At 68.1% G+C, this 19717-nt stretch carries 22 protein-coding genes; 6 read left to right on the top strand and 16 right to left on the bottom strand.

Annotated features, from left to right (window positions below):
* Positions 1-69: 69 nt before the first annotated feature.
* Both ACQY9P_RS20265 and ACQY9P_RS20270 read left to right on the top strand, forming a co-directional pair.
* Positions 70-1482, top strand: coding sequence for a DUF1800 domain-containing protein (locus ACQY9P_RS20265; protein WP_421737443.1), 1413 nt, complete (start codon positions 70-72; stop codon positions 1480-1482).
* Complete coding sequence (locus tag ACQY9P_RS20270) at positions 1479-2753, top strand: DUF1501 domain-containing protein (protein WP_421737441.1); 1275 nt, start codon at positions 1479-1481, stop codon at positions 2751-2753. Before ACQY9P_RS20265 ends, ACQY9P_RS20270 begins: the two co-directional genes overlap by 4 nt.
* Positions 2754-2771: 18 nt before the next feature.
* On the opposite strand, the gene ACQY9P_RS20275 is transcribed toward ACQY9P_RS20270, so the two are convergent.
* Together ACQY9P_RS20275 and crcB are read right to left on the bottom strand one after the other, a co-directional pair.
* Positions 2772-3761 carry an RluA family pseudouridine synthase gene (locus ACQY9P_RS20275; RefSeq protein WP_421737440.1) on the bottom strand — a complete coding sequence of 330 codons (990 nt, stop codon included), beginning with the start codon at positions 3759-3761 and terminating at the stop codon, positions 2772-2774.
* Positions 3758-4144 carry a fluoride efflux transporter CrcB gene (gene crcB / locus ACQY9P_RS20280; protein WP_421737439.1) on the bottom strand — a complete coding sequence of 129 codons (387 nt, stop codon included), beginning with the start codon at positions 4142-4144 and terminating at the stop codon, positions 3758-3760. Before crcB ends, ACQY9P_RS20275 begins: the two co-directional genes overlap by 4 nt.
* 143 nt (positions 4145-4287) lie before the next feature.
* On the opposite strand from crcB, the gene ACQY9P_RS20285 reads away from it, so the two are divergent.
* Positions 4288-5526 carry a hypothetical protein gene (locus tag ACQY9P_RS20285; protein ID WP_421737438.1) on the top strand — a complete coding sequence of 413 codons (1239 nt, stop codon included), beginning with the start codon at positions 4288-4290 and terminating at the stop codon, positions 5524-5526.
* A 4-nt stretch (positions 5527-5530) separates the two neighbouring features.
* Here the strand turns inward: ACQY9P_RS20285 and ACQY9P_RS20290 are convergent, their stop codons facing one another.
* The 9 genes from ACQY9P_RS20290 to ACQY9P_RS20330 form a co-directional block, all read right to left on the bottom strand.
* Positions 5531-6028 (bottom strand): CC0125/CC1285 family lipoprotein, encoded by a 498-nt coding sequence (locus ACQY9P_RS20290; RefSeq protein ID WP_421737437.1) that lies wholly within the window; start codon positions 6026-6028, stop codon positions 5531-5533.
* A gap of 20 nt (positions 6029-6048) precedes the next feature.
* The gene (locus ACQY9P_RS20295; RefSeq protein WP_421737436.1) at positions 6049-6843 is read right to left on the bottom strand and encodes an RluA family pseudouridine synthase; all 795 of its coding nucleotides are present in this window, start codon (positions 6841-6843) and stop codon (positions 6049-6051) included.
* A gap of 148 nt (positions 6844-6991) precedes the next feature.
* Entirely contained in the window at positions 6992-8293 is a 1302-nt protein-coding gene (locus ACQY9P_RS20300) for a replication-associated recombination protein A (protein WP_421737435.1), read from the bottom strand.
* A 95-nt stretch (positions 8294-8388) separates the two neighbouring features.
* Entirely contained in the window at positions 8389-9816 is a 1428-nt protein-coding gene (locus ACQY9P_RS20305) for a Do family serine endopeptidase (protein ID WP_421737434.1), read from the bottom strand.
* Between the two features lie 101 nt (positions 9817-9917).
* Positions 9918-11162 carry a TCR/Tet family MFS transporter gene (locus ACQY9P_RS20310; RefSeq protein ID WP_421737433.1) on the bottom strand — a complete coding sequence of 415 codons (1245 nt, stop codon included), beginning with the start codon at positions 11160-11162 and terminating at the stop codon, positions 9918-9920.
* Entirely contained in the window at positions 11159-11665 is a 507-nt protein-coding gene (locus tag ACQY9P_RS20315; protein ID WP_421737432.1) for an SRPBCC domain-containing protein, read from the bottom strand. Before ACQY9P_RS20315 ends, ACQY9P_RS20310 begins: the two co-directional genes overlap by 4 nt.
* On the bottom strand, positions 11662-11985 hold the full coding sequence (locus ACQY9P_RS20320) for an ArsR/SmtB family transcription factor (protein WP_421737431.1): 324 nt from the start codon (positions 11983-11985) through the stop codon (positions 11662-11664). The genes ACQY9P_RS20315 and ACQY9P_RS20320 overlap by 4 nt, the downstream gene beginning before the upstream one ends.
* Entirely contained in the window at positions 11982-12440 is a 459-nt protein-coding gene (locus ACQY9P_RS20325; protein ID WP_421737430.1) for a VOC family protein, read from the bottom strand. Before ACQY9P_RS20325 ends, ACQY9P_RS20320 begins: the two co-directional genes overlap by 4 nt.
* A gap of 109 nt (positions 12441-12549) precedes the next feature.
* Entirely contained in the window at positions 12550-13926 is a 1377-nt protein-coding gene (locus ACQY9P_RS20330) for an ectonucleotide pyrophosphatase/phosphodiesterase (protein WP_421737429.1), read from the bottom strand.
* A 152-nt stretch (positions 13927-14078) separates the two neighbouring features.
* On the opposite strand from ACQY9P_RS20330, the gene ACQY9P_RS20335 reads away from it, so the two are divergent.
* From ACQY9P_RS20335 to ACQY9P_RS20345, 3 genes are read left to right on the top strand one after another with little or no spacing between them, the layout of a single operon-like run.
* A complete protein-coding gene (locus ACQY9P_RS20335; RefSeq protein WP_421737428.1) occupies positions 14079-14987 on the top strand; it encodes an ABC transporter ATP-binding protein in 909 nt (302 codons plus the stop codon).
* Entirely contained in the window at positions 14987-15811 is an 825-nt protein-coding gene (locus tag ACQY9P_RS20340; protein ID WP_421737427.1) for an ABC transporter permease subunit, read from the top strand. Before ACQY9P_RS20335 ends, ACQY9P_RS20340 begins: the two co-directional genes overlap by 1 nt.
* 22 nt (positions 15812-15833) lie before the next feature.
* Positions 15834-16409 (top strand): hypothetical protein, encoded by a 576-nt coding sequence (locus tag ACQY9P_RS20345; protein ID WP_421737426.1) that lies wholly within the window; start codon positions 15834-15836, stop codon positions 16407-16409.
* A 63-nt stretch (positions 16410-16472) separates the two neighbouring features.
* Here the strand turns inward: ACQY9P_RS20345 and rplQ are convergent, their stop codons facing one another.
* The 5 genes from rplQ to ACQY9P_RS20370 all read right to left on the bottom strand — a co-directional run bounded on the left by rplQ (position 16473) and on the right by ACQY9P_RS20370 (position 19684).
* On the bottom strand, positions 16473-16886 hold the full coding sequence (gene rplQ / locus ACQY9P_RS20350) for a 50S ribosomal protein L17 (protein ID WP_421737425.1): 414 nt from the start codon (positions 16884-16886) through the stop codon (positions 16473-16475).
* Between the two features lie 192 nt (positions 16887-17078).
* Positions 17079-18095: a DNA-directed RNA polymerase subunit alpha gene (locus tag ACQY9P_RS20355; RefSeq protein WP_062145568.1), complete on the bottom strand. Its 1017-nt coding sequence runs from the start codon at positions 18093-18095 to the stop codon at positions 17079-17081.
* Between the two features lie 75 nt (positions 18096-18170).
* Positions 18171-18560: a 30S ribosomal protein S11 gene (gene rpsK, locus ACQY9P_RS20360; protein ID WP_035049391.1), complete on the bottom strand. Its 390-nt coding sequence runs from the start codon at positions 18558-18560 to the stop codon at positions 18171-18173.
* A 12-nt stretch (positions 18561-18572) separates the two neighbouring features.
* Entirely contained in the window at positions 18573-18941 is a 369-nt protein-coding gene (gene rpsM, locus ACQY9P_RS20365; RefSeq protein WP_421737424.1) for a 30S ribosomal protein S13, read from the bottom strand.
* Positions 18942-19114: 173 nt separating this feature from the next.
* Complete coding sequence (locus tag ACQY9P_RS20370; RefSeq protein WP_421737422.1) at positions 19115-19684, bottom strand: adenylate kinase; 570 nt, start codon at positions 19682-19684, stop codon at positions 19115-19117.
* Between the last annotated feature and the right edge of the window lie 33 nt (positions 19685-19717).

Here is a 19717-nt window from a genome sequence, read left to right on the forward strand (position 1 = left end):
GCCGCGACGGAAACGCGCGGCCTGGGCGTTGAATGATCAAAGTCAGTTCGTCGCGCAAGGGAGAGCGTCTTGAGTTTGCCGTCCAGGGACATGATGGCGGCGATCGCCGTCACCCGTTTCGGCCTCGGGGCCAGGCCGGGCGAGATCGCGACGGCCGGCGGCGATCCGCTGGGCTGGCTGGCGGCGCAGGTGCGTCCCGCCGGCGCGGACCTGCCCCAGGACGACGGCGCGACCGCCGCCAGCCGCTTCCTGGCCATGGACGCCTATCGCAAGGACCGCCAGGCGGCCCGCAAGGACATCCAGAAAACCGGCGACAAGACGGGCGAGGCCGCCGAGCAACTGAAGGACGCCCAGCGGATGCTGCGCGAGACCATCGGCGGCGACTTCCTGGCCCGCGCACGCTTGGCCGCCAACACGCCCGACAGCTTCCGCGAGCGCTGGACGCTGTTCTGGGCCAACCACTTCACCGTTTCGGCCACCAAGCAGATCACCGGCTTGCTGGTGGGACCGTTCGAGCGCGAGGCCATCCGCCCCAATGTGTTCGGGCGCTTCGAGGACCTTCTGGTCGCCGCCTCGACCCATCCAGCCATGCTGACCTATCTGGATCAGGTCCAGTCGATCGGCCCGAACAGCCGCGCCGCCGCCTTCGCCGCCCGGCGCCAGGCCGGCAAGCGCCAGCCGGGTCTCAACGAGAACCTGGCCCGCGAGATCCTGGAGCTGCACACCCTGGGCGTCGGCTCCGGCTATACCCAGGCCGACGTCACCGAGTTCGCCCGCGCCCTGACCGGCTTCAGCCTGGGCCGCGGCGAGGACGACCGGGCCGGCCAGTTCGTGTTCCGCGAAAACGCCCACGAGCCCGGCGCGCGCGAGATCCTGGGTCGCCGCTACAACGAGGCGGGCCTCGACCAGGGGCTGACCGCCCTGAAGATCCTGGCCGCCGATCCGCGCACCGCCCATCACGTGTGCGCGAAGATCGCGACGCACTTCGTCTCCGACACGCCGCCGCCCAGCCTAGTGGCGGCGCTGGAAGAGCGCTGGATGGAGACCGGCGGCCGGCTGGACGTCGTGGCCAGGGCCCTGATCGCCGCGCCGGAAGCCTGGGATCCGACGCCCGCCAAGTTCAAGACGCCCTATGAGTTCACCCTGTCGACCTGGCGACTGGTCGGGGCGGAGCCCTCGGCGATCGAGCGGCTGGCGCCGATCCTGACGGGACTGGGCCAGAAGCCGTTCTCGCCGCCCTCCCCCAAGGGCTGGCCCGAAGAGGCCCAGGCCTGGGCCTCGCCCGACGGCCTGATCAAGCGGATGCAGTGGAGCCAGGGCTTCGCCGCCGTGGTCGGCGACCGGCTGGATCCCAACGCCACCGCGCTCGAGGCCCTGGGCGCGCGCCTGTCCCCGCCCGTCGCCAAGGCCGTGTCGCGGGCCGAGACCCGCCGCGAAGCCTTCGCCCTTCTTGTGATGAGCCCGGAGTTCCAACGCCGATGACCGCTCAAACCTCCCGCAGGTCGTTCCTGACCCTGGCCGCCGGCCTGGGTTTCTCGGTCAGTTTCGTGGGCCGCCAGGCCTTCGCCGCCGGCGACGGCGAGCTGGCCCGGCGCAAGATGGTGGTGGTGATCTGCCGGGGCGGCATGGACGGCCTGTCGGTGGCCCCGCCGGTCGGCGACCCCGCCTATGCCGGCCTGCGCGGCGCGATCGCCCTGAAGCCGGAAGACACCCTGAAGCTGGACGGAACCTTCAGCCTGCACCCCGAACTGTCGGCGGTGCACAGGCTGGCCCTGAAGGGTCAGGCCCGCATCGCGCCGGCCATCGCCAGCCCCGACCGCGCCCGCTCGCACTTCGAGGCCCAGGACGTGCTGGAGACCGGCCAGGCTCATGTCTATGGCGGCGAGACCGGCTGGCTGAACCGCACGCTGGAGGCCCTGTCGCCGGTCCGCAAGGTCGAGGGCCTGTCCGTGGGGACCACCGCCCCGCTGATCCTGCGCGGCAAGGTCCAGGCCGCCAGCTGGTCGCCGGGCAAGGGTGTGGACGAGACCGCCCGCCTGCCGACCCTGCTGCAGGATCTCTATCGCAATGATCCGCTGATGGGTCCGGCCTTCGCCCGGGGCCTGGAGACCGAGACCATGGCCCAGGCGGCCATGACCGCGATGGCGCCCAGCCCGGCCCAGACCGAAAGGGCGGCGGCGACGCCCGCCAGCGACCAGATGGCCCCGATGTCGCCGCCCCTAGCCAATGACCGCAACGGTCGTCAGGGTCGCCAGGCGGCGCAGAAGCTGGGCTCGACCCTGGCCGGCTTCATGAACCAGCCGGGCGGCCCGCAGATCGCGGCCATCTCGCTGGACGGTTTCGACACCCATGCCGGCCAGCCCGGACAGATCGCCACCCGTCTGTCCTATCTGGACGCGGTGCTGGACGGTCTTAACACCGGCCTGGGAGACCAGTGGAAGAACACCGTGGTCGTGGTGGTCACCGAATTTGGCCGCACAGCCCGGGTCAACGGCACCGGCGGCACCGACCACGGCACGGCCTCGACGGCTCTGGTCCTGGGCGGAGGGCTCAAGAGCGGCGGCATCATCGGCGACTGGCCGACCCTGTCGCGGGAGGCCCTGTTCGAGAACCGCGACCTGACCCCCACCCTCGACATGCGCGGCCTGTTCAAGGGCGTGCTGGCCGACCACATGGGCGTCGACCGCGCGGTGCTGGAGAGCAAGGTGTTCCCCGACAGCGCCGGAGCGAAGGCGGTGACGGGGCTGGTCTGAACCAGCCCCTCTTCCCGCTCATCGGCGCTTGATCTGCCTCTTGGCGAACGGATCCTGGTCGGCCTCGTCTTCCGAGAAGCCGAACTTGGCGAAGCCGGCCTTCAGCTCGGGGCTGATCGGCGCCTCGATGAACAGCATGCCCACCGACGGGTGCGGCAGCATCACCGAACGGGCGTGCAACTGCAGCTTCAGCCCTTCCGACAGCTGGGCCGACTTCTCGTCGCTGTATTTCGGATCACCCAGGATCGGGTGGCCGATGGCCTTCATGTGGGCGCGCAGCTGGTGCGTGCGGCCGGTGTGCGGGCGCAGGGCCATGAAGGTGACGCGCGGGCCGGCGCGGCTGATCGAGACGAACTCGGTCTCGGCCGGTTGGGCGTCCTTGTCCTTGGGCTCGGCGGGCACGACGAGCTCACGATCGCCCACGCCGCGCTTGGCCAGGTGCAGCTCGATGACGCCCTCGACCGGGTGCGGGTTCCCCTGCACGATGGCCCAGTAGGTCTTCTGGGCCTTGCGCTTGGCGAACGAGCCCGACAGGCGGGCGGCGGCGGCCGGGGTCTTGCCCAGCAGCAGCACGCCGGACGTGTCGCGGTCCAGGCGGTGGACGAGCTTCGGCCGATTGACGCCTTCGCCCCAGGCCGACAGCAGCTTGTCGATGTGGTGAGTGGTCTTGGTGCCGCCCTGCACGGCCAGGCCGGCGGGCTTGTTCAGCGCCAGGACTTCCTCGTCCTCGTACAGAACCAGCGACTTGGCGAAGGCGATGTCGCGCTTGGACAGGGCCAGCTTCTCGTCGGGATCGGGCGCGTCGGGCAGCGGCGGCACGCGCACCTGCGAGCCGGCCACCAGCTTGGTGTCCGCCTTCACGCGCGAGCCGTCGACCCGCACCTGGCCGGAGCGGAACAGCTTGTTGAGCTGGATGTGGTTCAGGTGGGGCCAGCGGCGCTTGAACCAGCGGTCCACCCGGGTGCCATCCTCGCCCGCGTCCACATAGAGCGTGCGTACTTCTTTCATGCCGCGAATATCCTGCGGGCGATCAGCAGGCCCGCGAAAAGGGCCGCCACGGACAAAAGCACGCTGGCGGCGGTGTAGGAAAAGGCCTGGGCGTAGGCGCGCTTCTGAATCATCAGCGCGGTTTCCAGCGAAAAGGCCGAGAAGGTGGTGAAGCCGCCCATGACGCCGACGGCGAGCAACAGGCGGACAGGCTCGTGATTGGCGTTGCCGCGATGGGCCAGCCACGAGGCCAGGACTCCCATCAGGAAACCACCGGCCACATTGACGGTGAAGGTGCCGTAGGGCCACGCCGTTCCGAACAGTCGGAGGGCTTGAGCGCCCACCAGATAGCGGGCGACCGAGCCGACGGCGCCGCCGGCGGCCACGAGAAGCAGTTTGGTCATTGTCTCCTTATGCGCCCGGGCGAGCCGAACGCCAAGCCGCGCACCGATTTCTTCAAGGTGAACGGGTCTGGAAACCCTGTTTCTGAACGAGAGGTTAAGCGTGCTGGCGGCATTCTGGACGTCCCTCTCGCGAGCCGAGCCCCATGCCCATCGACAGCCATGACCAGGACGATGCGACCCAGCGTCTGGCCCTGCCCGCTCCGGTTCTGCACCGGCTGGCGGGATCGGACCTGATCGCGCGGGGCTCGGTGAACGTCATCAGCGTCAAGGCCATCCGCGCCTGGGCCGGCGACTGGTGGATGCAGAAGCGCGGCGATGTCTGGACCTATGTCGAGCGCAAGCTGAGCGAACATCTGGACCGCACCGACATGCGGGCCCGCATTTCCGACAGCGAATTCCTGATCGCCATGAACAGCGACCAGGGCCTGGCCGCCCAGGCGACCAGTGTTCGCATTCTGGAAGACGTGCTGACCCACCTGCTGGGTTCGGTCGATCTCAACGACCTGGGCATCAGCTCGGTGATCGGCGTCAACAATGGCGAGGCGATCTGTCGCCGTATCGACGCGGCCACGGTTCTGGCGGCCCGCGCCCGACGCGACTCCAATCGCTCCCCCGTCCGGCGCGCCGTCGAACCGGCGGACGAGGCCCGACGCTCCCCCGTCGCCTTCACCACGGCCGGCGGCGCCGCCCTGCGCGTCGATTTCACGCTTGAACATGTGGTCAGCCTGCGCCGCAACGTGGCCACGGCCATCCGCATCGAACCGATGGTGACCCATCTGGGCAGCGGCCGACAGGCCACCGCGCGGGCCGTCAGCCGCCTGCCCGACCGCGACATCGCCTTCATCGACGAAGCCACCCTGAAGTTCGGCGCCCTGTTCGCGCGCGGCGCCCAAGGCCACAATGTCCCCGACCTGATCCTGCCGGCTTCGTTCCGCACCCTGGGCACCCAGCGCGGGCGCGACATGCTGACCGGCACGCCGGGCCTGTCCCTGGCCCTGTTGCGCGGCGGCGTGATGATCGAGCTGGTCGACATCACCCGGGGCACGCCGTCTGGTCGCCTGATCGAGGTGGTCGGCCTGCTGAAGGCCCTGACACGCGGCGTCATCGCCCGCGTGCCGCCCGAGAAGGACGCCCTGCGCGGCCTCAAGGAAGCCCGCCTGGCCGGCCTGGCCCTCGACGCGTCGGATCTCGTGGGTCCCGCCGAAAAGGTGGCGATGGAGATCATGAACTTCGGCCGCGACGCCAAGGGCCTGGCGCCGATCACCATCCTGCAGGGGCTCCCCGCCGAGGGCTATTTCGCGGCGGCCGACACGGCGGGCCTGACCCACGCCGCCCTGCGCGCCACCAATCCGTTGGCTATCAAGTCGACCGTGGCGGCCTGATCGATCAGGTCTGGCTGCGGCCGTAACCGATCGAGCGGATGATCTCCCTGGCGACATAGGCGTCGGCGTCGCGGGGTGCCGGGCCCCTTCCAAACACGACTTCCAGCGAGCTGGTGACGGCTGGGCCCGGACCGAGGTCAAAGCTGGTCCCCACGCCCAGACCCACCGCGCTGCGATGGCCATAGCTGCTGGACCCGCCGCCGATCGACAGGCGCGGACCGCTGCGGGCGCCGGTGCTGGAGGTCACGCGGTCAGACACCCGAAACCAGTCATAGCCGTCACGCACCGCCAGCTCGGCCGCGCGCAGCAGGGCGTAGTCCGCCACCTGCTGCGCCGGCGCGCCCGGACCGCCGTGGAAGGTGACCCGATACCGGCCAGGCTCCAGGCGAAACTCGGAATAGCCCGCGCCGTTGGGCGCGGCCTGCGCGGCATACAGCGTGGGCGAGGTCGCGCACCCGCTGAGCAGCGCAATGGACAGGACCAGACCAGCAAGGCGTTTCATGGCGTTATCTCCCTATCCCCTCAAACGGCCTGGCTGGGACGCTGTTCCGGAAGCGTCAGGCCAAGCTTGTCCAGCATAAGCGTCATGTCGGCCGGGACCGGGGCGGTTATGCGGCGCTCGCCGCCGTCGGGGTGCGGAAACGACAGGCTGGCGGCGTGCAGCATCAGCCGGGGCACGGCGACCCCACCCAGCATCAGCGCCCCGCCATAACGGCTGTCACCCGAGATCGGCCGGCCGATGGAAGCCATGTGGACGCGAAGCTGGTGCATGCGGCCGGTGTCAGGCGACAGCTCGACCAGGGCGGCGATGGCGCTGGCCGACAGGGTGCGATAGCGGCTGCGGGCGGTCTCGGCGTCGGGGTGATCGGGCGGGCAGACCCGCATATAGGCCTCGCGGCCGATCGACTCGCGGCGCAGCGGACTGTCGATCATGCCGCCCTTGGGCTCCGGCGCGCCCGGCGCGACGATGGCCATGTAGGACTTGCGAAACCGCTTGCCCATCAGGGCCTTGCCCAGGAACGCCGCCCCCGGCTTGGTCTTGGCGGTCAGGATAACGCCAGAGGTGTCGCGGTCCAGCCGATGGATCAGGCGCGGACGCGGGCGGCCCGGTCGGGCGAAGGCCCACAGCAGGTCGTCCAGCGTATGGGCCTGGATGCGGCCGCCTTGGCTGGATAGGCCGGCCGGCTTGTTCAGCACGATGATGCTGTCGTCCTCATGGATCACCCACGACCGCGCCAGGGCGATTTCGTCATCTGTCAGCGTGATGGGCGCGTCGGAAGCCTTGGGCTTGGGCGCGAGGGGCGGACGGCGTGTCATGCCTTCTTCCCCTGCGGGAGAAGGTGGCCCGCGTCAGCGGGTCGGATGAGGGGTCTCTCAAGCATGGCCGCATAGAGACGCAGCGGCATCGCCGCGCAACCCCTCATCCGGCGCTTCGCGCCACCTTCTCCCGCAAGGGGAGAAGGAGTCACTTGCCATCCCGCCGCAGCTTGCCCCAGGCGTCCAGCCGTTCGCGCACCTTGGCCTCGGCGCCGATCGGCTTGGGTTCGTAGAACTTCGGCCGCGCCATGCCGTCCGGGAAGTAGTTCTGGCCCGAGACGCCGCCCTCGACGTCGTGGTCATAGGCGTAGCCATCGCCATAGCCGAGGGTCTTCATCAGCTTGGTGGGCGCGTTGAGGATGTGGGCCGGCGGCGCCAGCGAACCGGTCTCCTTGGCGGCGCGGCGCGCGGCCTTGAAGGCGGTGTAGACGGCGTTGGACTTGGGCGCGCTGGCCATGTGGACCACGCACTGGGCCAGGGCCAGCTCGCCCTCGGGGCTGCCCAGGAAGTCAAAGGCGTCCTTGGCCGCCGTGGTCAGCAGCAGGCTGAGGGGATCGGCGGCTCCGATGTCCTCCGACGCCATGCGCACCAGCCGGCGGGCGATGAACAGCGGGTCCTCGCCGCCCTCGAGCATCCGGGCCAGCCAGTAGAGCGCCGCGTCGGGATCGCTGCCGCGCACCGATTTGTGCAGCGCGGAGACGAGGTTGTAGTGCTCCTCGCGGTTCTTGTCGTAGGCGGGCCGGCGCTTCTGCAGGAATTGGCCCAGCTGCGTGGCGTTCAGCGGCGTATCGGTTCCGACCGACAGCAGGGTCTCGGTCAGGGTCAGCAGATAGCGGCCGTCGCCGTCCGCCATGGCGATCAGGGTGAAGCGCGCGTCGGCGTCCAGCGGCAGCTTGCGGCCCTCGGCCTCCTCGGCCTTGACCAGCAGGGCCTCCAGCGCCTCTTCGTCCAGCCGCTTGAGCACAAAGACCTGGCAGCGCGACAGCAGAGCGCCGTTCAGCTCGAACGATGGGTTCTCGGTGGTGGCGCCGACCAGTGTGATGACGCCCTCCTCCACGAACGGCAGGAAACCGTCCTGCTGGGCGCGGTTGAAGCGATGGATCTCGTCGACGAACAGCAGGGTGCTCTGGCCCGCCATGCGGCGGCCGCGCGCCTGCTCGAAGGCCTTCTTCAGGTCGGCGACGCCGGAGAACACCGCCGAGATCTGCTGGAACTCATAGCCCCCGGCCTTGGCCAGCAGCCGGGCGATGGTGGTCTTGCCAGTACCGGGCGGGCCCCACAGGATCATCGAGGCCAGCCGTTTCGCCGCCGCCATACGCCCGATCGGACCCTCTGGGCCCAACAGGTGCTCCTGCCCCACCACCTGCTCAAGCGTCTGTGGCCGCAGGCGCTCGGCGAGCGGCGACGGCGCGTGGGGCGTCAGGCCGGCGGCTTGGAAAAGATCGGACATGGCTCTGGTCTACGAAATCCGAAGGCTGATGACCAATAAAGAAGACCCGGCGCGGGGTTCCGCGCCGGGTCCTTTCGACGTCGCTCGTCGCGCGATCAGGGGGTCAGGCGCGCGGTGATGCGCTGACCGCCGCGTTCGATGGTGACGCTCCAGGCCTTGTTGGCGCCGCCGGCGCCCGCCGCCGAGGCCAGGTCGGCGACGACATTGATGGGCCGGCCATTGACCTCGCGGATGAAGTCGCCAGGCCGCAGGCCGGCGTTCAGGGCAAAGCCCTGGCCGATCTTGGTCACCAGCACGCCCTTGCCGGCGAACGGATCGGCGCCCAGGTCCTGGGCCACGGCGGGCGACAGGTTCATCACCGTCGCGCCGTCGAAGGGGTTGCGGCCGGTCAGGGTGCGCTCGTCGCGGGCGGGAATTTCCGGCGCGATCTCGGCGCGGACGGTCAGGGTCTGCTCCTTCTCGCCGCGACGGATGACCATCGGCACGCGATCGCCGACCTTGTGGGTGCCGATTGCGAAGGCGCCGCCGCCCTCGTCGTTCACGTCCTTGCCGTCGATCGACAGGATGACGTCGCTCTCCTTCAGCCCCGCCTTGTCGGCCGACGAGCCGGGATAGACCTGGGCCACCAGTACGCCGCGCGGGGCGACCATGCCCAGGCTCTTGGCGATCTCGCCGGTCACGGGCTGGCCCTTCACGCCCAGCCAGGGGCGGACCACGCTGTGGCCGCCGCCGAGGGCCGTGGAGACCACCTGCTTGACCACGGCGGCGGGAATGGCGAAGCCCACCCCGCTCGACGAGCCCGAGCGCGAGATGATGAAGGTGTTGATGCCGATCAGGTCGCCGTCCATATCGACCAGCGGACCGCCGGAATTGCCCGGATTGATCGAAGCGTCGGTCTGGATGTAGCTGCCGAAGTCCGCCGCCCCGACGTCGGTGCGCGCCATGGCCGAGACGATGCCGTTGGTCACGGTCTGGCCGACGCCGAAGGGGTTGCCCAGGGCCAGGACGAGGTCGCCGACCTCCAGCTGTTCCTGGTCGTCGATGGCCATCACCGGCAGGCGTTCGCCCTTCACGTCGATCTTCAGCACGGCCAGGTCGGCGCGCGGATCGTCGAGCAGGATGGTGGCGGGGAACTCGCGACGGTCGGCCAGCTGGACGGTGACGTCGCTCATGCCCTCGATATTGTGGTGATTGGTGATGATCACCCCGTCGGCGCGGACGATGGCGCCGGAGCCCAGCGAGCCCTGCACCTGGTCACGCGGCGCGCCGCCGCCGCCGCCCATGAAGAAGTCCCAGAACGGGTCGCGCTGCTGGCGCACGATGCGCCGGCTGGCCACGTTGACGACGGCCGGGGCGGCCTTCTTCACCACGGGCGCAAAGGAGGCCTTCATGGAGGCCGGGTCGCTGGGCGCGCGGCGGGTGGGCTGGGCCAGGTCCGGGATCGACTGGGCCTTGGACGGGCCTTGCGGCGAACAGGCCGCCAGCAGTGCGAGGGCGGGAAGCAGGGCGCGATGGGCTCGCATGGGTGAGTGGCGTCTCCTGTGAAGCGGTCCGGACATCGCCTGAGCTTTCGGGCGCATTGATGGCGGCGACGTGGCCGTCACCGGCCCATCAGGGCCGACCGTCAAGCCTTGAGCGGCTCGGTTGAGATAGGACGGGCCACGCTGAACGCCAGACCCGTGGCGGCCAGCATCAGCAGGGCCGCCAGCAGGATCGGCAGCCCGGGCAGATGCAGGGTGGCGTCATGGCGCAGGGCCCAGGCGAACGGGGCCAGGTAGAGGATGGGCCCGATGATCGACGCGATCCCCATCATGGCCGAGTTGGCGCCCTGAAGCTGTCCCTGTTCGTGCGGCGCAACGCGGCGGGTCATCAGGCCCTGAAGGCCAGGCTGGATCAGGCCCGACAGGGCGAACAGCGGCAGGCCCAGCAGGTACAGCCCCCCGGTCGGCGCCAGGGCATAGACCAGGAAGCCCAGGCAGCCGGCGAACAGGCCGATCAGCAACGCCCCGCGCTCGCCCAGCGTCCTGACGACTCGGCCGACCACGAAGCCCTGCATCAGGATGCCGCCGATGCCGCTGGCCATCAGGGTCAGGCCGATCACCTGCGGCGACCAGTGATAGCGAAAGCCCATATACAGCACGAAGACGCTGGGCAGGACGTTGTGGGCCAGCTGGAACAGGAAGCCGACGCCGGCCAGGCCCAGCAGGTTGGGCTTGCTGGACAGCAGTTTCAGCGAGCCCAGCGGGTTGGCCTTCTTCCAGTCGAAGCGCTTCACGCGCCGTTCCGGCGGCAGCGACTCCGGCAGCACGAAGAAGCCGTACAGCCAGTTGCACAGGGCCAGGCCCGCGCAGACCATGAACGGCAGGCGATGGTCGAACTGCCACAGGAAGCCGCCCAGGGCCGGCCCGAAGGTGAAGCCAACCCCGAACGCCGCGCCCATCAAGCCAAAGCCCTTGGCCCGGTTCTCCGGCGTGGTCACGTCGGCGACATAGGCGCCGGCCGTCGAGAAACTGGCGGCGGTCATGCCGTTGAAGATCCGCCCCAGGAACAGCCACCAGAGATTGGGCGCGAAGGCCATGAACAGGAAGTCGACGCCCAGGCCGAAGATCGAGGTCAGGATCACTGGCCGGCGGCCGAATCGATCAGACATCAGGCCCAGCACGGGCGCGCAGAAGAACTGCATCACGCCCCAGGTGGTGGCGAACAGCACGTTCCACTCGGCGGCCGAGGCGGTGTCGCCGCCGTTGAAGCGTTTGACCAGCTCCGGCAGGACCGGGATCATCACGCCCAGCGACAGCACGTCCATCACGGCGGTGATGAAGATGAAGCCAAGCGCCGCCTGTCGTCGTGATCCGCTGATTTCTGTCATGCTTGGTCCTCCCCGGCGCGCCCTTGTTGCCGTGACGTCGCCTGCGCCGCAAGGCCGGCCAGCAGATCGCGCCACCATTCGCCGTGCCGCCGCAGGAAAAGGCTGTCGGGGAAGCCATGGCGCGCCACGTGCGGCGCGGGCACGCAGTCCCAGCCGCGATGCTCGACCGTCACCCGCGTGCCGTCCTCGACCGCCTCGAAGCGAACCTCGACCTCGGTGTCCATCTCCGGCGCGAAGGTCGCCTGCCGCCAGCCGACCACCAGCCGCTCGCCGGGCCGCCAGACCCGCACCTGGCCCACCTCGAACACCTTGCCCGAGGCCAGGCGCTCGACCAGTCGGCGACCGCCCTCCCCGGTCTCGAAGGCCATGACGCCCGGCGACCGGGGCGTGAAGGCGAACAGCCCATTGGGCCGCCACCAGACAGCGATCTCCGTGGTGAAGGCCTCGAACACCCGCTCGGGCGACGCCTTGATCCGCAGGGCCACGACGACGCGCGAGCTCATGAGCCCTCCACGTGGGCCTTCAGCGCCGACAGCTGGCCGATCCAGTGGGCTTCCGCGATTTCCAACCAGGCCTTGAGCTCGGCCATGGGGCCGGGCGTCAGCTGATAGACCCTCACGCGGGCGTCGAAGTCCGGATGGCTTTCCTCGACCAGACCCGCCTGGCGCAGGGCGCGCAGATGACGGCTCATGGCCGGCGGGGTCAGACCGACGGCGTCGGCCAGTTCTCCCGCGCGATGCGGCCGCTGGCGCAGCAGGTCGACGACCCGCCGACGGTGCGGATCGGCCAGGGCGGTCAGGGTGCGGTCGATCGAGGCGGTCAAACCGCGCTTCTGATAGTCAGGCCCGTCCGGCGTTCCATTTCCTGGATCGACACCGTCTCGACATTGCGGGCCACCGTCCAGATGTGGCCTTCCAGGTCTTTGCAGCGATAGGTGCGGTCGCCGTAGAACTGGTCGGAGGGCTCGACGATGATCTCGGCGCCCGCCGCCCGCGCCCGCTCGCAGTGGGCGTCGAGATCGCCCTCGCTCAGCTGGATATGCACGGTCTGGGTGTTCTTGCCGCCCAGCGAGGCCGGGCTCTTGTGGTCGTCGCTCCACTCGTTGCCGATCATCACGCAGGCGTCGCCGAAGCGCATTTCGGAGTGACCGAGATTGCCCTCGGCGTCCTCGACCAGAAAGACCAGTTCGAACCCGAAGGCCTTCTCCAGCCAGGCCAGAGCGGCCTTGGGGTCGCGATAGCACACCGCGGAAATCAGATTGGGTCGCCAGTCAGCCATGCCGCACTCCATTTCGGAATTCGACAATATTTAACGCATAAAGAAACTATACCCGCAAGATCACAGAACGCCGTTTCCCCGGCCTTCGCCGGGAAGACGGTAGATATCTCTACCGCAGCGCGTCCTTGACCGTCTTCAGGCGACCGTCACCCCGCTCGGCGCGAACGCCCGAGATCCTGGCCAGCAGCGGATAGACATCGACATTGTCGAACGCCGGCAGGCTGACGCCGGACTTGAACGAGGGGCCGCGCGCGACGAACACCGCCCGCATGGTCGGATCGGCCGGATCATAGCCATGCGCGCCGCCATCCATCCTGTCCCACTTCGACGGCTTGGCCGCCCGCGTCGACACCTGCCAGCCCGGCTCCGACAGGCAGACGATCGCCGGGATGCGGGCGTTGGTTCCATAGTGGAAACGCCTAGGCATCTCGCCCTTGCGCCAGCAGGTCATGTGCGGCGGCGGCTTGAAGCCGGCGGTTTCGACCTCCGTCGCCTTGTCCTGCCAAGGCAGGGTGATGCGCGGATGCGGCAGCTTCAGACGCCACGGCGGCGCGATCAGGATGTTCTCGATCTCCTTCTCGTGCCCGCGACGCGGCGTCAGGCCAAGCACCGCGCCCGTGCTGATCACCCGCACCTTGGAGACGTCGAGGATGTCGTCGAGCATCCAGCGTTGGCTCGCTGGAACCGGCGCCATGCCGTGGTCCGCGACGATGACCAGGTCGGTGGTGTCGTACCGCCCCCGAGCCTTGAGGCCTTCGACCAGACGAGCCAGCGCCTTGTCGACCCGCGCGGCGGCGGCGCGCACCTCGGCGGACTCGGGGCCGTAGTGGTGGCCGTCAGTGTCGACGTCGTCGAAATAGAGGGTCGAGAACCGCAGTTCCGGCCCCTTGGGGTCGTCCAGCCACGAGAGCAGCATGTCGACGCGCGCTTCCGGCGGCATCTCATGGTCGTACTCCACCCAGCGCGAAGGCCGCACGCCCTTGATCTCCGCCTGCGAGCCCGGCCAGAACATCGCGGCCGCAGGCTTGCCCTTCTTCTCGAGAGACACCCACAGCGGCGTGGCCTGGCTCCACCAGCGGCCGTCGTTGACCGCGTCCTTGTTGGACATCCGGAACAGGGCGCTCGGGATCGTCGTGTCGTTCATGACATTGTTGACGATGCCGTTGCGGTCCGGTCGCTTGCCCGTGATCAGGGCGTAGTGGTTCGGATAGGTCAGCGACGGGAACGACGGGCGCATCTCCGAGCGCACCCCGTCAGCCGCCAGGGCGCTCAGGGTGGGCGTGTCGCCGCGATCCAGATAGTCGGCGCGGAAACCGTCGATCGAGACCAGGATCGTCAGCCGGCTCTTCGGCGGCTTCGTCGCCAGCGGACTGGCCGGCAGAGTCGGCAGCAGACGCTTGAGCGGGCCGGCTGTCGCCGCCATCGGCGCGGTGGCGGCGGCCAGGAGCGCTAGGCCAGCGATAGCGAGACGGAAGCTACGGATCATGACGGGTTCTCGATGGATCAGACTGCGTGGCGTCGCCCCCGCGTTTCCGCGTATGGCGCCGGCGCATGACCTCGTCTTAACTTGGCCCACGGGATGTGCACGCCCATAGTCGCCCCATCGTCAAATTTTTTCGCGATCGAGACCGTCCCAGCATGACCATCGCCCTTGAGGCCACCTCGCTCACCAAGACCTACGGCTCGGTGCGCGCGCTCGACGATTTCTCGCTCTCGATACCGGCGGGCGGCGTGTTCGGTGTTCTGGGTCCCAACGGGGCCGGAAAGAGCACCCTGTTCCGCATCGCCCTGGGTCTGGTGCGCCCCACCAGCGGCTCGGCGCGGCTGTTCGGCGCCCCGGCCGGCGACATGACCGCCCTGCGCAAGGTGGGGGCCATGATCGAGACCCCGCGTTATCCGCCTTATCTCACCGCGCGCGACACCCTGACGATGCTTGCGCTGGAAAGCGGGGCCAAAAGCCCCGACATTGGCGGCTGGCTGGAGCGCGTGGGCCTCGGCGGCGCGTCCGACCGGCCCACCAACGGCTTCTCGGTGGGCATGAAGCAGCGCCTGGGCCTGGCGGCGGCCTTCTTCACCCGGCCCGAGCTGGTGATTCTGGACGAGCCGACCAGCGGCATGGACCCGGCCGGCATCCAGGAAATCCGCGCCCTGATCGTCGATCTGGCCAGGCGCGAGGGCGTGACGGTCATCCTGGCCAGCCACCAGTTGGACGAGGTCAAGCGCGTCTGCGACCGGGTGGCGATCCTTTCCAGAGGCAAGATCGCCGCCGAGGGCGCTGTCGACGCCCTGACCGCCAGCCACGTCCGCCTGCGGCTGTTGGCCTCCCCGGTCGACCAGATCCTGGCGGTGCTTGGCGACAAGGGCGAGGCCGATGGCCCCGACGCCGTGCTGGCCGACATTCCCCGCGCCGAAGCCCCTGCCCTGATCAAGGCCCTGGTCAATGCCGGCGTCGAGATCACCGAAGCCCGCTGGCGCGAGGCCGATCTCGAAGGCGTCTATCTGCGAACCCTAGAACAGACTCCTCAAGACCAGACCGGAGCGGCCTGATGCTGACCGACGCCATCGCCGCTGAACGCTTCCGCCTGCTGCGCGACCGCGGCGCCCTGTTCTGGGGTTTCGTCTTCGCCCCCCTGGCCGGCTTCCTGCTCAATATCGGCGGCGACCTTTTCGTCCGCTTCGTGATCAAGCGGCCCTTCCCCGGCGCCACGATCGACCTGACCGGCCAGGTGCTCAAGGCGCTGGACGGCGGCGCCTCGGTGTTTCCGGCCCTGTTCCTGATGATCGGCGCCGCCGCCATACTGGCCGGTGACTATCGCTGGGAGACCTGGCGACTGCTGACCCCGCGTAACAGCCGGCCCAACCTGCTGCTGGCCAAGCTGATCGTGGTCGGCGAAGCGGTGCTCTGGAACCTGGTGCTGACAGCGGTTCTATCCCTGCTGGCGTCCGTGATCGGCGCGGGGATCAACAGCAAGGCCATCATGATCTCGGCCACCGGCGCGGGCCTCGGCCAGGTCGCCGGCGTCTTCGTGATCACCTGGCTGGAAGCCATGACGCTGGTGGCCCTGGCGGCCTGTATCTCGGTGGTCGCCCGCTCGACCATGGGCGCGGTCGTGGCCTGCATCGTCATCCGCTTCGTGCAGTCGATCCTGGCCGGCGCGCTGGGCGCGATGAATCCGGAGCCGACCTGGAAGACCCTGGCCATCCCGACCTATTCCGCCGACCTGCTGCGCCACTTCGTGACCTCGCCCTCGCATGTGGGTCTGGACAGCGGCCCGGTCGGCGCGGCCTTCCTGGTGCTGCTGGGCTGGACGGCCCTGCTGGCCGCCGGCGCGGTGTTCCTGTTCCAGCGGCAGGATCTGACGCGGGAGTAGCTGCTAAAGCCAGGAACCAGTCATGAAAGCCTGCGCCATTGCCCTGGCCCTGATAGCAATGGCCGCCCCGACCGCCTTTGCCCAGACCGCTCCGGCCATTGGGTCCAGCGCCGAGATGAGCCGTCTGTACGAAGCCGATCAGGCCGACCGAAAGTCGCTCTTCACCGCAGACTGGGCTGTGGTTCGCAAAAACGATAGCGAGCGCCGGGCACGAACCAAGGCGCTTCTGGACGCCGGCGCTCTGCACAGCGCGGAAGACTATCGGCAAGCGGCCTTCGTCTTCCAGCACGGGGACGCGGCCGATGACTATCTGATGGCCCACACGCTGGCGATGATCGCCGTCGAAAAGGGAGACGCCTCGGCGCTGTGGATCGCCAGCGCCTCGTTGGACCGCTTTCTGCACGCGATCGGGCGGCCTCAAATCTATGGCACGCAATACGCCTTGCCTGCCGACAAGCCTGAGGTCACGCAGGAGCCGTACGACCGATCGCTTATCTCGGACGCGATCCGGAGAGATCTGGGCGTTCCGGACATGGCCCAGCAACGCCAGCGCATGCTCGACTATCTGGCGGAGCAGAAGCTGTCGAAGAAACCGTGAAACCAAAGAAAAAAGGCCCCGGATCGCTCCGGGGCCCCTTCCTTCAGCCGAGGCTGAGAATTCCTAGTCTTCCGACTCGGCGGTGAACACCGGGCCCGAATCCTTGCCCTTGGCCGAGACGTCGCGGTCGACGAACTCGATCACGGCCAGCGGGGCGTTGTCGCCGTAGCGGAAGCCGGCCTTCAGGACGCGGATGTAACCGCCCTGACGCGACTGGTAGCGCGGGCCGATGGCGGCGAACAGCTTGCCGACCTGCTCGACGTCGCGAACGATGCTGATGGCCTGACGACGCGCGTGCAGGTCGCCGCGCTTGGCCAGGGTGACCAGCTTTTCGACGAAGGGACGCAGTTCCTTGGCCTTGGGCAGGGTGGTGACGATCTGCTCGTGCTTGATCAGCGAGGCCGACATGTTGGCGAACATGGCGGTGCGGTGAGCGGACGTGCGGCCGAGTTTACGGTGAGCTTTACCGTGACGCATTGTAGTGTCTCCTGGGCCGAGGCCCGCTGCTTGCGCGATCTAGCGCTGATTGTCACCAATCCCAGCTTGTTCCCGGCCGGGTTCAGAACGAAGCGCCGGGGCCCTCCACCGCTGTTGCGGCTTCAAAAGGCCCAGGCCGCCCGCCATCCCCGAAGGGTGACGAGCGGCCCGGATCGAGCGCGATAGTCTGTCTTAGATCTGGTCTTCGAACTTCTTGGCCAGGTCTTCGATGTTTTCGGGCGGCCAGTTCGGCACGTCCATACCTAGGTGCAGCGCCATGCCAGCCAGCACTTCCTTGATTTCGTTCAAGGACTTGCGGCCGAAGTTCGGCGTGCGCAGCATCTCGGCTTCGGTCTTCTGGATCAGATCGCCGATGTAGACGATGTTGTCGTTCTTCAGGCAGTTGGCCGAACGAACCGACAGTTCCAGCTCATCGACCTTCTTCAGGAGCGCCGGGTTGAACGGCAGCTCAGGCTTGGCCTCGTCGGCCGACTTGGCCTTGGGCTCTTCGAAGGTGATGAAGATCTGCAGTTGGTCTTGCAAGATCCGGGCGGCGTAGGCCACGGCGTCCACCGGAGTGACGGCGCCGTTGGTTTCGACTTCCAGGATCAGCTTGTCATAGTCCAGCGACTGGCCTTGACGGGTGGGCTCGACGCGATAGGCGACGCGCTTGACCGGCGAGTACAGGGCGTCGACGGCGATCAGGCCGATCGGCGCGTCTTCAGGACGGTTCTTGTCGGCCGGGACGTAGCCCTTGCCGGTGTTGACCGTGAACTCCATGCGCACGGTGGCGCCGTCGTCCAGCGTGCAGAGCACGTGGTCGGGGTTCAGGATCTCGATATCCGAAGGCGTTTCGATCTGACCAGCGGTCACCGGGCCGGGGCCGGTGGCGCGCAGCGTCATGCGCTTCGGGCCCTCGGCGTGCATGCGCACGGCCAGTTGCTTGATGTTCAGAACGATGTCGACGACGTCTTCGCGGACGCCTTCGAGCGAGGAGAATTCGTGGACAACGCCATCAATCTGGATGGCGGTAACGGCGGCGCCCTGAAGCGAGGAGAGCAGGACGCGGCGCAGAGCGTTGCCGAGCGTCACACCGAAACCACGTTCGAGCGGCTCAGCCACGATCCGCGCCTTGCGGGTCGCGTCGGCGCCAGTCTCGATTTGCGGCTTCTCAGGACGGATCAGCTCGTTCCAGTTTCTTTCGATCACGTGGTCGATCCCTTGAACGCGGCTCGCCGGCCGCGTTTTGCGCAGCCGGCGAAGGAGAATTGTGTCTAAAAAGTACTAGACGCGACGACGCTTGGGCGGACGGCAGCCGTTGTGCGGGATCGGCGTGACGTCGCGGATCGTCGTGATGGTCATGCCCGCGGCCTGAAGGGCGCGCAGAGCCGACTCACGGCCCGAACCCGGACCCGACACGTTGACCTCGAGGGTCTTCACGCCGTGCTCGGCAGCCTTCTTGCCAGCGTCTTCCGCAGCCATCTGAGCGGCGTACGGAGTCGACTTGCGCGAACCCTTGAAACCCATCGCGCCGGCGCTGGACCAGGAGATGGTGTTCCCCTGAGCGTCGGTGATGGTGATCATGGTGTTGTTGAACGAGGCGTTCACGTGCGCCACGCCCGAGGTGATGTTCTTGCGTTCGCGCTTTTTAACGCGACCCGGTTCCTTGGCCATCGTCAGGCTACCTTATTTCTTCTTGCCGGCGATCGGCTTGGCCGGACCCTTGCGGGTGCGAGCGTTCGTGTGCGTGCGCTGACCGCGGACCGGGAGGCCCTTACGGTGACGCAGGCCGCGATAGCAGGCCAGGTCCATCAGACGCTTGATGTTCATCGAATTTTCGCGGCGCAGGTCGCCTTCGACGGTGAAGTCCTTGTCGATCGTTTCACGGATCGCGAGAACCTCAGCGTCGGTCAGCTGATTGACCCGGCGGGCGTCATCGATGCCCACCTTCGCGACGATGTCACGAGCGGACTTTTGGCCAATGCCATGAATGTACTGAAGCGCGATCAAAACGCGCTTGTTCGTCGGGATGTTGACGCCTGCAATACGGGCCACGTCTAATGTTCTCCTAGTCACGCACTAAAGACGCGAACGGCGCGCCCGGCCCGGCCTTACGACCCAGTCCGGCGCGCACAGATCGCGCCCTTTCGCGGAAGCGCCCCGTTATAGGGATCGTTGCGCCGCCGTCAATGGTTGAATCCGCCGAAAATCAACGAATTGAAAATGTCTCACGCCACGCCCGAGAGCGCCGCGTCGATAGAGGCCGCGACCGTTTCCACAGGCGCCATGCCATCCAGCTCCGTCAACTTACCCTGCTCTATGTAATAGGGCAGCAAAGGCGCGGTCTGGGCGTTGTAGGCCGCCAGTCGTGTCACGAACACTTCCGGATTGTCGTCAGCCCTGCCCTGCTCGGCGAATCTCTTCGAGATCCGTTCGATCAAGGACGGTTCGTCTACCTTGAGTCGGAGGACGAGGTCGATCTTCTGCCCGCGAGCGGCCAGCATTTTATCCAGCGCCTCGGCCTGGGCCACGGTGCGGGGGAAACCATCGAAGATCGCGCCGCCAGCAGCCTCAGCCTCGGGCAGGCGGTCCTCGATCAGGGCGATGACGATCTCGTCGGTCACCAGCTCGCCGCGGTCCAGTACGCCCTTCACACGGGCGCCCAGCTCGGAGCCGGAAGCAATGGCCGCGCGAAGCATGTCGCCGGTGGAAAGCTGGACCATGCCGCGCTCGGTGACGAGCCGCTTGGCCTGGGTCCCCTTCCCCGCCGCCGGCGGTCCGAACAGGATCAAGTTCATGAATGCCCCTTCGCGCGTCGCCGAGTCTTCGCC

The organism is Caulobacter sp., from assembly GCF_965279145.1.
Lineage (GTDB): Bacteria > Pseudomonadota > Alphaproteobacteria > Caulobacterales > Caulobacteraceae > Caulobacter.

Excerpts from the sequence above, each read along its gene's own strand:
- ACQY9P_RS20270 (WP_421737441.1), top strand. The coding sequence starts at position 1,479 with ATGACCGCTCAAACCTCCCGCAGGTCGTTCCTGACCCTGGCCGCCGGC.
- ACQY9P_RS20275 (WP_421737440.1), bottom strand. The coding sequence starts at position 3,761 with ATGAAAGAAGTACGCACGCTCTATGTGGACGCGGGCGAGGATGGCACC.
- crcB (WP_421737439.1), bottom strand. The coding sequence starts at position 4,144 with ATGACCAAACTGCTTCTCGTGGCCGCCGGCGGCGCCGTCGGCTCGGTC.
- ACQY9P_RS20285 (WP_421737438.1), top strand. The coding sequence starts at position 4,288 with ATGCCCATCGACAGCCATGACCAGGACGATGCGACCCAGCGTCTGGCC.
- ACQY9P_RS20290 (WP_421737437.1), bottom strand. The coding sequence starts at position 6,028 with ATGAAACGCCTTGCTGGTCTGGTCCTGTCCATTGCGCTGCTCAGCGGG.
- ACQY9P_RS20295 (WP_421737436.1), bottom strand. The coding sequence starts at position 6,843 with ATGACACGCCGTCCGCCCCTCGCGCCCAAGCCCAAGGCTTCCGACGCG.
- ACQY9P_RS20300 (WP_421737435.1), bottom strand. The coding sequence starts at position 8,293 with ATGTCCGATCTTTTCCAAGCCGCCGGCCTGACGCCCCACGCGCCGTCG.
- ACQY9P_RS20305 (WP_421737434.1), bottom strand. The coding sequence starts at position 9,816 with ATGCGAGCCCATCGCGCCCTGCTTCCCGCCCTCGCACTGCTGGCGGCC.
- ACQY9P_RS20310 (WP_421737433.1), bottom strand. The coding sequence starts at position 11,162 with ATGACAGAAATCAGCGGATCACGACGACAGGCGGCGCTTGGCTTCATC.
- ACQY9P_RS20315 (WP_421737432.1), bottom strand. The coding sequence starts at position 11,665 with ATGAGCTCGCGCGTCGTCGTGGCCCTGCGGATCAAGGCGTCGCCCGAG.
- ACQY9P_RS20325 (WP_421737430.1), bottom strand. The coding sequence starts at position 12,440 with ATGGCTGACTGGCGACCCAATCTGATTTCCGCGGTGTGCTATCGCGAC.
- ACQY9P_RS20330 (WP_421737429.1), bottom strand. The coding sequence starts at position 13,926 with ATGATCCGTAGCTTCCGTCTCGCTATCGCTGGCCTAGCGCTCCTGGCC.
- ACQY9P_RS20335 (WP_421737428.1), top strand. The coding sequence starts at position 14,079 with ATGACCATCGCCCTTGAGGCCACCTCGCTCACCAAGACCTACGGCTCG.
- ACQY9P_RS20340 (WP_421737427.1), top strand. The coding sequence starts at position 14,987 with ATGCTGACCGACGCCATCGCCGCTGAACGCTTCCGCCTGCTGCGCGAC.
- ACQY9P_RS20345 (WP_421737426.1), top strand. The coding sequence starts at position 15,834 with ATGAAAGCCTGCGCCATTGCCCTGGCCCTGATAGCAATGGCCGCCCCG.
- rplQ (WP_421737425.1), bottom strand. The coding sequence starts at position 16,886 with ATGCGTCACGGTAAAGCTCACCGTAAACTCGGCCGCACGTCCGCTCAC.
- rpsK (WP_035049391.1), bottom strand. The coding sequence starts at position 18,560 with ATGGCCAAGGAACCGGGTCGCGTTAAAAAGCGCGAACGCAAGAACATC.
- ACQY9P_RS20370 (WP_421737422.1), bottom strand. The coding sequence starts at position 19,684 with ATGAACTTGATCCTGTTCGGACCGCCGGCGGCGGGGAAGGGGACCCAG.